This window comes from Acidovorax sp. (genome assembly GCF_047607405.1).
In the GTDB taxonomy this organism is placed as follows: Bacteria; Pseudomonadota; Gammaproteobacteria; order Burkholderiales; family Burkholderiaceae_C; genus Acidovorax.
This window is the reverse complement of the sequence record NZ_JASGDA010000044.1, coordinates 1-12,279: the sequence shown is the minus strand read 5'-3', so window position 1 is coordinate 12,279 and position 12,279 is coordinate 1. Positions and strand designations below refer to the sequence as shown.

The window sequence follows — 12,279 nt, the reverse complement described above, 5'->3', positions numbered from 1 at the left end:
CCGTTTCGTATTCGACGTGGGCGGTGTTGATGGTGATGCCGCGCGCTTTTTCTTCAGGCGCCGCGTCGATTTCGTCGTACTTCTTGGCTTCGCCGCCGAACTTGGCGGACAGCACGGTGGCGATTGCCGCGGTCAGCGTGGTCTTGCCATGGTCCACGTGGCCGATCGTGCCCACGTTCACGTGGGGCTTGGTGCGTTCGAACTTGCCTTTTGCCATTTTTCAACTCCAGATAAAGAGCAATGCCCGTGTGGGGTTTAACGTCTGCATCGCGTTGCTTTCTCCCTCGCCACGGGCAACGCGGGGCACGCGATCGCAGACTATGAATTTGATAGCTGCCAGCGCTTATCCAGCAAGCGCCAGCGGCCAATTTGACACTTATTTTGCGCGGGCCGCCATGATGGCTTCGGACACGTTGCGAGGGGCCTCGCTGTAGTGCTTGAATTCCATCGTGTAGGTGGCGCGGCCTTGCGTGGCCGAGCGCAGCGCGGTCGAGTAGCCGAACATTTCGGACAGCGGCACTTCGGCGCGGATGGCCTTGCCGCCACCCACGATGTCGTCCATGCCCTGCACCATGCCGCGGCGGCTGGACAGGTCGCCCATCACCGTGCCTGCGTAGTCCTCGGGCGTCTCGACTTCCACGGCCATCATGGGCTCCAAGATGACGGGGCCGGCCTTCTTGCAGCCTTCCTTGAAGCCGAAGATGGCGGCCATCTTGAACGCCAGTTCGTTCGAGTCCACGTCGTGGTACGAACCGAAGTGCAGGGTCACCTTCACGTCCACCACGGGGTAGCCGGCCAGCACGCCTTGCGTGACGGCTTCGTTGATGCCCTTTTCCACGGCCGGGATGAATTCGCGCGGCACCACACCGCCCTTGATGGCGTCGATGAACTCGATGCCCTTGCCCGCTTCGTTCGGCTCGATCTTGAGCACGACGTGGCCGTACTGGCCCTTGCCGCCGGACTGGCGCACGAACTTGCCTTCGGCTTCTTCCACCGTCTTGCGGATGGTTTCGCGGTAGGCCACCTGGGGCTTGCCCACGTTGGCTTCGACGCCGAACTCGCGCTTCATGCGGTCCACGATGATTTCAAGGTGCAACTCGCCCATGCCGGAGATGATGGTCTGGCCGGACTCTTCGTCGGTACGCACGCGGAAGGACGGATCCTCGGCAGCCAGGCGCTGCAGGGCGATGCCCATCTTTTCCTGGTCGGCCTTGGTCTTGGGCTCCACGGCCTGCGAAATCACGGGCTCGGGGAACACCATGCGCTCCAGCGTCACGATGGCATCGGGGTCGCACAGGGTTTCACCCGTGGTCACTTCCTTGAGGCCCACGCAGGCGGCGATGTCGCCCGCGCGGATTTCGTCCACTTCCTGGCGCTCGTTGGCGTGCATCTGCACGATACGGCCGATGCGCTCCTTCTTGCCCTTGACCGGGTTGAAGACGGTGTCGCCCTTGGAGAGCACGCCGGAATAGACGCGCACGAAGGTGAGCTGGCCCACGAACGGGTCGGTCATCAGCTTGAACGCCAGGGCGGAGAACTTCTCGCCGTCGTCCGCCTTGCGGCTGGTTTCGGCTTCGTCCTCGTCGGTACCGGCCACAGGCGGGATGTCCACGGGCGAGGGCAGGTAGTCGATCACGGCGTCCAGCATGCGCTGCACGCCCTTGTTCTTGAACGCGGTGCCGCACAGCATGGGCTGGATTTCGGTGGCGATGGTGCGCGTACGCAGGCCGAGCTTGACCTCTTCCTCGGAGAGGTCGCCCTCTTCCAGGTACTTGTTCATCAGCTCTTCGGAGCCTTCGGCAGCGGCCTCGACCATCTTCTCGCGCCATTCCTTGGCGGATTCGACGAGCTCGGCGGGGATGTCCTGGTAGTCGAACTTCATGCCCTGCGAAGCCTCGTCCCAGATGATGGCCTTCATCTTGAGCAGGTCCACCACGCCCTTGAAGCCTTCTTCGGCGCCGATGGGAATCACCACGGGCACGGGGTTGGCCTTCAGGCGCATGCGCATCTGGTCATAGACCTTGAAGAAGTTGGCGCCGGTGCGGTCCATCTTGTTGACGAACGCGAGGCGGGGCACCTTGTACTTGTTGGCCTGGCGCCACACGGTTTCGGACTGGGGCTGCACACCGCCCACGGCGCAATAGACCATGCAGGCGCCGTCCAGCACGCGCATGGAGCGCTCCACCTCGATGGTGAAGTCCACGTGGCCGGGGGTGTCGATGATGTTGAAGCGGTGCTCGGGATAGGACATGTCCATGCCCTTCCAGAAGCAGGTGGTGGCAGCGGACGTGATGGTGATGCCGCGCTCTTGCTCCTGCTCCATCCAGTCCATGGTGGCAGCGCCGTCATGCACTTCACCGATCTTGTGGTTCACACCGGTGTAGAAAAGGATGCGTTCGGTCGTCGTGGTCTTGCCAGCGTCGATGTGGGCCGAGATACCGATGTTGCGGTAGCGCTCGATGGGGGTCTTGCGTGCCATGATGGTCTTTCGTTAACGGCCAAGAGCCCGCCCGCCAAAACGGCGGGTCGGGCTCCCAGCCTTCGGTCTGCGGAAAACTTAGAAGCGGAAGTGGCTGAAGGCCTTGTTGGCTTCGGCCATGCGATGCACTTCGTCGCGGCGCTTCATCGCGCCGCCACGGCCTTCCGTGGCTTCCAGGATTTCATTGGCCAGGCGCTGGGCCATGGACTTCTCGCCGCGCTTGCGCGCAGCTTCCTTGATCCAGCGCATCGACAGGGCCAGGCGGCGCACGGGACGCACTTCCACGGGCACCTGGTAGTTGGCACCGCCCACGCGGCGGGACTTGACTTCGACCATGGGCTTCACGTTGTTGATGGCAACGGTGAACGCCTCCAGGGGGTCCTTGTCGGGGTGCTTCTTCTCGATCAGGTCCAGGGCGCCATAGATGATGCGCTCTGCAACCGCCTTCTTGCCGCCTTCCATGATCACGTTCATGAATTTGGACAGCTCTACATTGCCGAACTTGGGATCCGGCAGGATTTCACGTTTGGGGACTTCGCGACGACGTGGCATTTCTTACCTCTATCTTTGCTTCAGTTGGCACCGTTTCCGGCACCGCGAGAGCCAAACCAGGACTCCCACTTACTCGACCCGCGCAGGACATCTGCGTTTGGGGTCACTACGCTGACATCACCGCGCCACGCGGGAGACAGCACCGAAATTTCTCAGACCGATTACTTGGCCTTGGGCTTCTTCGCGCCGTACTTGGAGCGGGCCTGCTTGCGGTCCTTGACGCCTTGCAGATCAAGCGAACCGCGCACGATGTGGTAACGCACACCGGGCAAGTCCTTCACACGACCGCCGCGCACCAGCACGACGCTGTGCTCTTGCAGGTTGTGGCCTTCGCCGCCGATGTAAGAGATGACCTCGAAGCCGTTGGTCAGGCGCACCTTGGCGACCTTGCGCAGAGCGGAGTTGGGCTTCTTGGGCGTGGTGGTGTACACACGGGTACACACGCCACGGCGCTGGGGAGAGTTTTCCATCGCAGGGCTCTTGGACTTGATCTTTTCGACCTCGCGCCCCTGACGGACCAGTTGATTAATGGTTGGCATTGATACGTCCCAAAACGTGAAATTTGCTCTATTGAGCGAAAACAAAACGTGAAAGTCTGTCCCTTCGGAAATTCCGAAAAGCCTTCTAATGTAGCAGGATGCCCCGCTCAGGGCAAGCGCGTCACTTGATCCAGAGGCGGATGGCGTCCCAGGCGCGCCCGAAAATACCGGCCTGCTCGACGCCTTCCAGCGCGACCAGCGGCACGTCGGCGAGGTGCTGATCGCCCAGCGACACCTTCAGGCTGCCGATGGGCTGGCCCTTGGCAAAGGGCGCGACCAGCGGATCGGGCCGCACGACCTGGGTCGTGATCTTGCCGGAGCTGCCGGACGGCACGGCGACGACGATGGCGTCGTCGCGGCCAATCTTCAGGGTGCTTTCCTTGCCTTTCCAGACGGCGGGCGTGGCCACGGGCTTGCCCGCGTCGAACAGCTTGACGGCCTCGAACGCGGTGTAGCCCCAGTTCAGCAGCTTCTGGCTTTCGTTGGCGCGGGCGTTCTCGCTGGCGGCGCCGAGCACGATGGACAACAGGCGGCGCTGACCCACGCCGGGGAAGTCGCGCCTGGACGTGGCCACCAGGCAGTAGCCCGCCGCCTCCGTGTGGCCGGTTTTCAGGCCATCCACGGTGGGGTCGCGGAACAGCAGCGTGTTGCGGTTGCTGCCGTTGGATGCGGGCGTGCCGGGGTAGCTGTACTGCTTGGTGGCGTAGTAGTGCATGTACTCCGGAAAGTCCTTCATCAGCCGCGTGGCGAGCACGGAAAGGTCGCGCGCCGTGGTGGTGTGGCCGGGCTCGGTCAGGCCCTCGGGGTTCTTGTAGTGCGTGCCCTTCATGCCCAGCGCCTGGGCCTGGTCGTTCATGAGCTTGACGAAGTTCTCGGCCGTGCCGCCCACGCCTTCGGCCAGGGCCATGGTGGCGTCGTTGCCGGACTGCACGATCATGCCCTTGATGAGGTCCTCGACCGGCACCTGCATCTTGGGGTCGATGAACATGCGCGAGCCGGGCATCTTCCAGGCGCGCACGCTCACGGGCAGCTTCTGCTCCAGCGTGATCTTCTTGGCGCGCAGCGCGTCGAAGACCAGGTAGCCGGTCATGAGCTTGGTGAGCGAGGCCTGCTCGACGGGCGCGTCGATGTCCTTGGCGGCCAGCACCTGATTGGCGGTCACGTCCACCAGCAGGTAGGTGCGCGCGGCGATCTCGGGGGGCTGGAGTCCAGTCTGGAGGGGGGTCTGGGCCGTGGCGGAAAAGCTAAGGAAAAAGGCCAGGGCGGGCGCGGCAAGCGCCTTCAGGAAACGGTTCATGGGGGAGTTCAGGCAGTCAGGTGGCGCACCACCAGGTTCTTCAAAAGCGGCAATTGTCCGTGAAAGAAATGCCCACCCGCCGGGACGACGGTAACGGGCAGTATCTGCGGGCGGGCCCAGTCCATCACCGCCGACAGGGGCACGGTGTCGTCCTGCTCGCCATGGATGACCAGGGTGCGCAGGTGGGCTTCGGGCGGCACGGGGGCCACGGTGAAGCGGCTGGCCGCCGTGCCGACGAGCACCACGCGCTCGACGCGGCCCTGGGACCAGAGCGCGGCGAGCGCATGGCTGGTGACGAAAGCGCCAAACGAGAAACCGGCCAATACCAGCGGCCCCTCGGGCGCGACTTGCTCGACCACGGCCAGCAGGTCTTGCAGCTCGCCGCGGCCCTCGTCATGCGTGCCCGCGCTCGCGCCCACGCCCCGGAAGTTGAAGCGCACCGCCGTATAGCCGCAGGCCACGCAGGCGCGCGCGAGGGTCTGCACCACCTTGTTGTCCATGGTGCCGCCGAACAGCGGGTGCGGGTGGGCGATGACGGCCACGCCACGGGGCTGCGCGGCGGCGTCGCGCAGCGCCTCGATGGCGCCAGCGGCGCCGGTCAGGGCCAGGCGTTCGGTGTGTGCATTCACGATTTTGCTATCCAATTAATAGCTGCTTGCGCTTGCTGTATAAGCGCTGTAGGCCAAAAACACTCTGAATCAAAATCAGCGGCCCAGTTCCGCTGGCGTCACCAGTCGCTCCACGACTTGCCCGTTCTTCAGGTGCGATTCGACGATCTCGTCGATGTCGTTGGCATCGACATAGGTGTACCAGGTGCCTTCGGGATAGACCACGGCGATCGGCCCGCCCGCGCAGCGGTCCAGGCAGCCCGCCTTGTTCACGCGCACCTTGCCCGCCCCGGCCAGCCCGGCGGCCTTGACCTGGGCCTTGCAGCGGTCGAACGCGGCCTGCGCGCCGTGGTGTGCGCAGCTGTCCTCGCCGTTGGTGCGGTCGTTGAGGCAGAAGAAGATGTGGCGCTGGTAGTACGGCTGGGTCATGGCGGGATTTTAGGTTTGCACCTCGCGGCGCGACACGCGCACCAGCACATACAAGAGCGCCGCGTAGGGCCACAGCCAACCCAGCCACTGGCCCAGGCCGTAGAAGCGGATGAAGCGGCCCTGCTCCCAGATCTGCAAAGTCTGCGCGAAGTACGCGCTGGTGGGCGCCTGGTTGAGCAGCGCCAGGTGCCAGGCCAGCGCCACCAGCAGCACGGCGGCGCATGCGCGTCGCGGCAGGGCCAGCAGCAGCAAGGCCAAAGCCAGCGCACTCCAAAGCCCCAGGCGCGCGGGCGGGCCCAGCCATTCCCAGGCATGCACCGGTCCCCAGCTCAGCGCGGACGACAGCGCCGTCACCCCCACCCCCACGGCCACCACGCCCAGCGCGAACAGCGCGCGCCGCCCCACAGAGCGGATCACGCAGTAGCCCAGCAGGCAGGGAATGAGCAGGCCCAACGTGACGCACAGCATTTCGCCGCCGGGCGACAGCGGCACCAGCGGCGCCTCGCGCACCGGCAGCCAGTCCAGGAAAGGGGTACCGTCCAGCAGCTCGGTGAGCGCGGCTTCGAGCCGCTCCAGCACCTGTCCCAGCCCGAAAGGCACGGCAGCGGGGAACAGCAGCGCCAGCGGCCACAGCGCCAGCAGCGCCAGGGCGCCGCTCGCGTCCGGCACGAACCAGCGGCCACGCAGGTCGCTCCAGCGGTCGATGGCGCCCAGGCGCTCCAGCAGCGCCGCACTGAAAGCCCCCGCCAGCGTGCCGCCGATGTTGAGCAGCAGGTCCATGTTGGACGGCACACGCCGGGGCAGGTAAATCTGCAGGAACTCCATGGCCAGCGACAGCAGCCCGCCCGCCAGCGTGGCCATCCACACCGCCCCCAACGGCCAGCCCGAGCGCAGCAACGCCAGCACCAGCAGCGCGCCCAGCGGCACATAGCCTGCGACGTTGACGGCCACGTCGAACCCCGACCAGTACGGCGGCGGTACGCGGGCCGTGAGGAACACCAGCGGGTCGATGCCCTGGGCGCGCCAGCCGTCGAACGGGAACAGGCTGGCGAAGACGATGAGCGCCGTGTAGATCAGCGCCAGCGGCCAGGCGGATGTTTTATGCACGCCCTAGAACGGCTTGACGACGACCAGCACCACGGCGGCCACCAGCAGCAGCACGGGGACTTCGTTGAATACGCGGAACCAGCGGTGGCTGTGCTGGTCGGTGTTGGCCACGAGTTTGCGCAGCAACACGCCGCAGGCATGGTGGTAGCCGACCACCAGTGCCACCACGGCCAGCTTGGCGTGCATCCACCCATTGCCCGGCCCGCGCCCGATGCCATAGCCCAGCCACAGCCACAAACCCAGCGCCAGCGCGGGCACCGCCAGCAGCGTGGTAAAGCGCAGCAGCTTGCGCGCCATGAGCAGCAGGCGCTCGCGCTCCGCCACGGAGCCGGGGGCCACCATCGCCAGGTTGACGAAGATGCGCGGCAGGTAGAACAGACCGGCGAACCAACTTGCGACGAAGACGATGTGGAAGGCTTTGACCCAGAGCATCCGGGCAGTGTAGGGCAAGGCCCCACGCCCGGATGGCTCCGCCCAGGCTCAGAACTGGTGGTTCAGGCTGATCTGGTAGCTGCGCGGCGCGCCGTAGTAGCCGGCGTAGCGCAGGGTGTTGATGTACTTCTCGTTGGTGACGTTGTTCACGTTCAGGCGCAGCGTGGTCTTGGGCTGCACCTGCCAGGCGACGAAGGCGTTGAGCACGGCGTAGCTGCCCTGGCGCACGGTGATGCCGCTGGACTCCTCATTGGAGATCTTGCTCTGCCACCGGGCGCTGGCGCCGAAGGACAGCGCGGGGTTGCTCGGCAGGCGCGCGCGCAGCGCCAGGTTGGCGGTGCGGCGCGGCACCCACGAATAGGTGTTGCTGCCGTCCGGGCCGGTCAGCTTCAGGGCGGTGTAGCCTGCGGCCACGTCCAGGTTTTTGTTGACCTTGCCGACGGCCTCGAACTCGACGCCGGTGGACTTCACGTCCTGGGGCTCATAGACGTACTGGCCGTACTGGTTGTAGGTGCCCGTGGGCGTGGCCAGCCCGGACTGCTTGGCCTGGAACACGGCCACCGTGGTCAGAAGGCGCTTGTCCAGCCAGTCTGCCTTCACGCCGGCCTCGATGTTCGAGCCCTTGCTCGGCGCGAGATAGTTGTTGCTGGTATCCACCTGGCTCTGCGGCATGTACAGATCCGAGTAACTGACATAGGCCAGCACCTGCGGGGTGATGTCGTAGGTCAGACCCGCGTACAGGCTGAGTTTGGCGTCGTCCTGGTTCGCAGCCGTTCCGAAGCTGTTGCCCTTGCGCGAGTATTGGGCCCAATTGAAGCCCAGGATGCTCTTGAGCCTGTCGGTCAACGTCAGTCGCGTGGAGCCGAACACGCGCTTTCTCTGTTCGGTCAGATCGGCCAGGTCGTACGCGCTGGTGGAAACACCGCCCCACACCGGCTCGGCAATCAGATTGCCGGCATACGGGAACGATGGCATCAGGAGATAGGTGCAGCCGTACCCGTAAGGGTCATAGGCGGCCGAAGCGCTGCAGTCGGAGGTGTATCCGTCATAGTCGTACTTGGCCCTTGCCCAGCCCGCGCCAATCAGCGCCTCGTGCTGACGACCGAACGCCGTGAAACGGCCATTGAGCGAAATTTCGCCCAGGTGCTCGTTGCGCTCGTCTTCGCCGCGGCCCGCATACCCCGCCAGGCCATAGCCGGTCGCCGGGTCCAGGCCCGTGGTCAAACCGGAAAGATAGGCGTAGAACAACTTGGTGTCGGTGGCGATCCTGCGGTAGTTGTAGGACGCCTTGAGCTGCCAGTCCGTCCCCAGCTGGTGGGCGTATTCGACGAAGGCGTTCTGCGTGGTGGTGTCCCACTTGGTCCAGTCCTGCGTCGTCGATGCATTGCGCGGCCATTGGGCTTGCGTGCCGTCGCTGTTGCCGAAATACAAGGCGCCCCACATGACGCCGTTGCTGTTGTCCTGCTGATGCGATAGCCCTGCGGTCAGCATGCCGTTGTCGCCGACCTGCCCGTCCACCACGCCGTAGAGGAAGGTGCGCTCTTTCTCGTTGCCGCGCAGGTGGGACTTGCCTTCCTCGCGCGCGAACACCACGCGCCCGGCCCAGCGGCCATCCTCGGTCAGCCGCTTCGAATAGTCCGCTTCGACACGCTTGGTGTTCCAGGAGCCGTAGCTGATGCCGATCGAGCCCTCATCCTTGTTGGTCGGGCGCTTGCGCACATAGTTGATCGTGCCCGCCGCATTGCCCACGCCGGTCAGCAGCCCGTTGGCGCCGCGGATGAGTTCGATCTTCTCGTAGCCGAAGGAATCCAGCGCGCCGGTGACGATGCCCCAGCTGTTGGGCATGCCGATGCCGTCCACCTGGGTGTTGGCAACGTCGAAGCCGCGCACCGTGTAGGTGGTGCGGTTGGTCTCCCACTCCTCGACCTGGATGCCGGTCGTCAGGCGCAGCGCGTCGTTGATGTTGGTGGTGCCGAAGTCGCGCATCTGCTCGCTGGTCACGACGCTGATGGACTGTGGCGTTTCCTTGATGTCCATGTCCAGCCCGGTCGCGCCGCTGCTCACGCGGTTCTCACGCGCGTTGACGATCTTCACTTCTTCCAGCGTGGCCTCGGCAGGCGCGGCGGTCTGGGCCAGGGCCAGGGCGGGCGGCGCAACCAGCAGCATGGTTGCAATGGCACGCCCGACCGGGCGCAATGGATGGCGGTTCATAGATGGCAATTCCCTCAATAAGTATCGAATACGAATCGTTATTATCTACATTTGGGAGAAATGCGGCACCTGCGCGCGCAAAAAAAAGCCCGGCAGAACTGCCGGGCCGGTAAAGCCTGCGCAACATCGCTGCCATTGCAGGCCCCGCTCAGGGAGGATAAGCGGGGGGCGGCGGGCCGCCCGGCGCCAATTTAGCACCGGGGTTCCGGCGGAACAAGGGGGGCTTCGATCAGGCAGAATTTCCCACCATGCACCCCACGCCTTTCCCCCAGAACCGCCCCCGCCGCCTGCGCCGCGACGCCTTCACGCGCCGCCTGGTGCGCGAGAACGCCGTCACGGTCAACGACCTGATCTACCCCGTGTTCGTCCACGAGGGCGCGAGCCGCCGCGAGGCCGTGCCGTCCATGCCCGGCGTGGACCGCCTGAGCCTGGATTTGCTGCTGCCCGTGGCCGCCGAATGCGTGCAGCTCGGCATCCCCGTCCTGGCGCTGTTCCCCGCCATCGACCCGGCGCTCAAGACGCCCGACGGCAAGGAGGCGCTGAACCCCGAGGGCCTGATCCCCCGCGTGGTGCGCGCGCTCAAAAATGAATTCCCGCAGCTCGGCGTGATGACCGACGTGGCGCTGGACCCCTACACCAGCCACGGCCAGGACGGCGTGCTGGACGACACGGGCTACATCCTCAACGACGAGACGGTGGAGATCCTCACCGGCCAGGCGCTCACCCACGCCGAGGCGGGTGTCGATATCGTCGCGCCCAGCGACATGATGGACGGGCGCATCGGCGCGATCCGCGAGACGCTGGAGGTGCAGGGCCACATCCACACGCGCATCATGGCCTACAGCGCCAAGTACGCGAGCAGCTTCTACGGCCCCTTCCGCGACGCCGTGGGCACGCGCGGCGCCCTGGGCAAGGCCGACAAGAACGTCTATCAGATGGACCCCGGCAACAGCGATGAGGCGCTGCGCGAGGTGGCGCTCGACATCGCCGAGGGTGCCGACATGGTCATGGTCAAGCCCGGCATGCCCTACCTGGACATCGTGCGCCGCGTGAAGGACGAGTTCCGCGTGCCCACCTTCGCCTACCAGGTCAGCGGCGAATACGCCATGCTCAAGGCCGCTGCGGCCAACGGCTGGCTGGACCACGACGCGGTGATGATGGAATCGCTCTTGGCCTTCAAGCGCGCGGGCGCCGACGGTGTGCTGACCTACTTCGCGCGGGATGTGGCACGAATACTATCAAAACAATAGCTGCATGTGCTTGCTGCATAAGCGCTAGAGGCCAATTTGACCATTAACCCACAGAACGGCATGCGCATCTTCCACATCCACGGCGGCGGTGCTCAGGAGCTGTCCGCCCTGCCCCACCACCTGCCCGCCGAGGGCTTTGTCTGGATCGCCTGCGCGCGCCCCGCCTTCCAGGCCCGCCTGGCCGAGATCCAGGGCCACCTGCAGGCCCTCACCGGGCAGCAGCTCGTGGACCTGCACGTGTCCGACCTGCTCAACGCACACCTGCCCTCGCACTACGACTACACCGCGCAGTACGACCTGCTGGTGTTCCGCCGCCTGGCGACCGCGCAGGAAAGCGATGCGGCGCAAGGCACCGCCGCCGCCGTCAAGCACACCGGCCCGCCCGTGCTGCGCCGCATCGACACCAGCCCCGTCGGCTTTGCCGTGTTCGACCAGGTGCTGCTCACCGTCCACCCCACCGACTGCGCCGTGCGCGACGCCTACGCCGCGCGCCTGCTGGCCGCCACGCCTGGCGCGCGCATGCCCGCCAGCCCGGCCGACCTGATGCTGCGCGTGGTCAACCTGATGGTGGACGGCTACCTGGACCTGCGCCGCGACCTCACGCGCCAGCTCGACCACTGGCAGAACGAACTGCTCAAGCCCCGCGCGCGCTACGTCAACTGGACATCGCTGCTGGGCGCGCGCCTGTCGCTGCACCAGCTCGACGAAATCTGCGAAGACCAGCGCACCGCCGTGCAGGACTGGATCGACGCGCTGGAAACCTGGGCCCCGCCCGGCCACCCCGGCGGCGCGCGCGAGCTGGACTTGCTGAAGGTGCGCAGCCGCGACGTGCTGGAGCACATCGAGCGCGTCGTCCACCACGTGCGCCGCCTGGAGCAGAGCACCGAGACCGCCGTGCAGATGCACTTCAGCGTGCAGAGCAACCGCACCAACGACATCATGCGCACGCTGACGGCGCTGACCGCCGTGTTCCTGCCGCTGAACCTGATCGCGGGCATCTTCGGCATGAACTTCGAGTTCATCCCCCTGGTCCACAAGGCCGACGGCTTCTGGTGGGCCATGGGCGCCATGGCGGTGATCGCCGTGGCGCTGGTGCTGCTGTTCTGGCGCAAGCGCTATCTGGCTCGGAGCCGGTAAACATCAGGAATAGCAGTTGACCATTGGGCGCACCGTCAGCAGCCAGCACGCGGACTTCACCCGACAGTACGCGGCGGCAAGGCGACAGGCTGGGCTAGGTGCTGCGCCGCGCCCATGGCCATGACCAGCGCCAGCCCGAAGGCATAGAAGAAGCTCTCCGACGACAGCCACAGGCTGCTGTGCGTCATGCTGCCCACCGCCAGGATGCCGACGAACCCCCAGGTCACGGAGCGGTCGG

Annotated in this window: 13 protein-coding genes; 2 read left to right on the top strand and 11 right to left on the bottom strand. The window is 65.6% G+C overall.

The window, feature by feature from the left end:
• The 10 genes from QM569_RS05790 to QM569_RS05745 form a co-directional block, all read right to left on the bottom strand.
• The coding region (locus tag QM569_RS05790; RefSeq protein WP_414986276.1) for a GTP-binding protein at positions 1-217 on the bottom strand (217 nt) is incomplete at its 3' end.
• 159 nt (positions 218-376) lie between these two features.
• Positions 377-2,479 (bottom strand): elongation factor G, encoded by a 2,103-nt coding sequence (fusA, locus tag QM569_RS05785; RefSeq protein WP_414986275.1) that lies wholly within the window; start codon positions 2,477-2,479, stop codon positions 377-379.
• A 78-nt stretch (positions 2,480-2,557) separates the two neighbouring features.
• Positions 2,558-3,031 (bottom strand): 30S ribosomal protein S7, encoded by a 474-nt coding sequence (gene rpsG / locus QM569_RS05780; protein WP_414986274.1) that lies wholly within the window; start codon positions 3,029-3,031, stop codon positions 2,558-2,560.
• Positions 3,032-3,192: 161 nt separating this feature from the next.
• Entirely contained in the window at positions 3,193-3,570 is a 378-nt protein-coding gene (gene rpsL / locus QM569_RS05775) for a 30S ribosomal protein S12 (protein WP_010104110.1), read from the bottom strand.
• 121 nt (positions 3,571-3,691) lie between these two features.
• Positions 3,692-4,867, bottom strand: a complete 1,176-nt coding sequence (locus QM569_RS05770) for a D-alanyl-D-alanine carboxypeptidase family protein (RefSeq protein WP_414986273.1) — start codon at positions 4,865-4,867, stop codon at positions 3,692-3,694.
• Positions 4,868-4,875: 8 nt separating this feature from the next.
• A complete protein-coding gene (locus QM569_RS05765; RefSeq protein ID WP_414986272.1) occupies positions 4,876-5,496 on the bottom strand; it encodes an alpha/beta hydrolase in 621 nt (206 codons plus the stop codon).
• Between the two features lie 75 nt (positions 5,497-5,571).
• Positions 5,572-5,904, bottom strand: a complete 333-nt coding sequence (locus QM569_RS05760; RefSeq protein ID WP_414986271.1) for a (2Fe-2S) ferredoxin domain-containing protein — start codon at positions 5,902-5,904, stop codon at positions 5,572-5,574.
• A 9-nt stretch (positions 5,905-5,913) separates the two neighbouring features.
• The gene (locus QM569_RS05755; RefSeq protein WP_414986270.1) at positions 5,914-7,011 is read right to left on the bottom strand and encodes a VanZ family protein; all 1,098 of its coding nucleotides are present in this window, start codon (positions 7,009-7,011) and stop codon (positions 5,914-5,916) included.
• A 3-nt stretch (positions 7,012-7,014) separates the two neighbouring features.
• Positions 7,015-7,443, bottom strand: coding sequence for a CopD family protein (locus tag QM569_RS05750; RefSeq protein ID WP_414986269.1), 429 nt, complete (start codon positions 7,441-7,443; stop codon positions 7,015-7,017).
• A gap of 48 nt (positions 7,444-7,491) precedes the next feature.
• Positions 7,492-9,654, bottom strand: coding sequence for a TonB-dependent siderophore receptor (locus tag QM569_RS05745; RefSeq protein WP_414986268.1), 2,163 nt, complete (start codon positions 9,652-9,654; stop codon positions 7,492-7,494).
• Positions 9,655-9,902: 248 nt separating this feature from the next.
• On the opposite strand from QM569_RS05745, the gene hemB reads away from it, so the two are divergent.
• Positions 9,903-10,904, top strand: a complete 1,002-nt coding sequence (gene hemB, locus QM569_RS05740) for a porphobilinogen synthase (RefSeq protein WP_414986267.1) — start codon at positions 9,903-9,905, stop codon at positions 10,902-10,904.
• 60 nt (positions 10,905-10,964) lie between these two features.
• Positions 10,965-12,041, top strand: a complete 1,077-nt coding sequence (locus QM569_RS05735) for a magnesium transporter CorA family protein (RefSeq protein ID WP_414986266.1) — start codon at positions 10,965-10,967, stop codon at positions 12,039-12,041.
• A gap of 56 nt (positions 12,042-12,097) precedes the next feature.
• Here QM569_RS05735 and QM569_RS05730 read toward each other — a convergent pair.
• Positions 12,098-12,279: hypothetical protein (locus QM569_RS05730; protein WP_414986265.1), on the bottom strand; the 182-nt coding region annotated here is incomplete at its 5' end.

What these genes read in the sequence shown, in the direction of transcription:
- fusA (WP_414986275.1), bottom strand. Translation starts at nt 2,479, where the DNA reads ATGGCACGCAAGACCCCCATCGAGCGCTACCGCAACATCGGTATCTCG.
- rpsG (WP_414986274.1), bottom strand. Translation starts at nt 3,031, where the DNA reads ATGCCACGTCGTCGCGAAGTCCCCAAACGTGAAATCCTGCCGGATCCC.
- rpsL (WP_010104110.1), bottom strand. Translation starts at nt 3,570, where the DNA reads ATGCCAACCATTAATCAACTGGTCCGTCAGGGGCGCGAGGTCGAAAAG.
- QM569_RS05770 (WP_414986273.1), bottom strand. Translation starts at nt 4,867, where the DNA reads ATGAACCGTTTCCTGAAGGCGCTTGCCGCGCCCGCCCTGGCCTTTTTC.
- QM569_RS05760 (WP_414986271.1), bottom strand. Translation starts at nt 5,904, where the DNA reads ATGACCCAGCCGTACTACCAGCGCCACATCTTCTTCTGCCTCAACGAC.
- QM569_RS05750 (WP_414986269.1), bottom strand. Translation starts at nt 7,443, where the DNA reads ATGCTCTGGGTCAAAGCCTTCCACATCGTCTTCGTCGCAAGTTGGTTC.
- QM569_RS05745 (WP_414986268.1), bottom strand. Translation starts at nt 9,654, where the DNA reads ATGAACCGCCATCCATTGCGCCCGGTCGGGCGTGCCATTGCAACCATG.
- hemB (WP_414986267.1), top strand. Translation starts at nt 9,903, where the DNA reads ATGCACCCCACGCCTTTCCCCCAGAACCGCCCCCGCCGCCTGCGCCGC.
- QM569_RS05735 (WP_414986266.1), top strand. Translation starts at nt 10,965, where the DNA reads ATGCGCATCTTCCACATCCACGGCGGCGGTGCTCAGGAGCTGTCCGCC.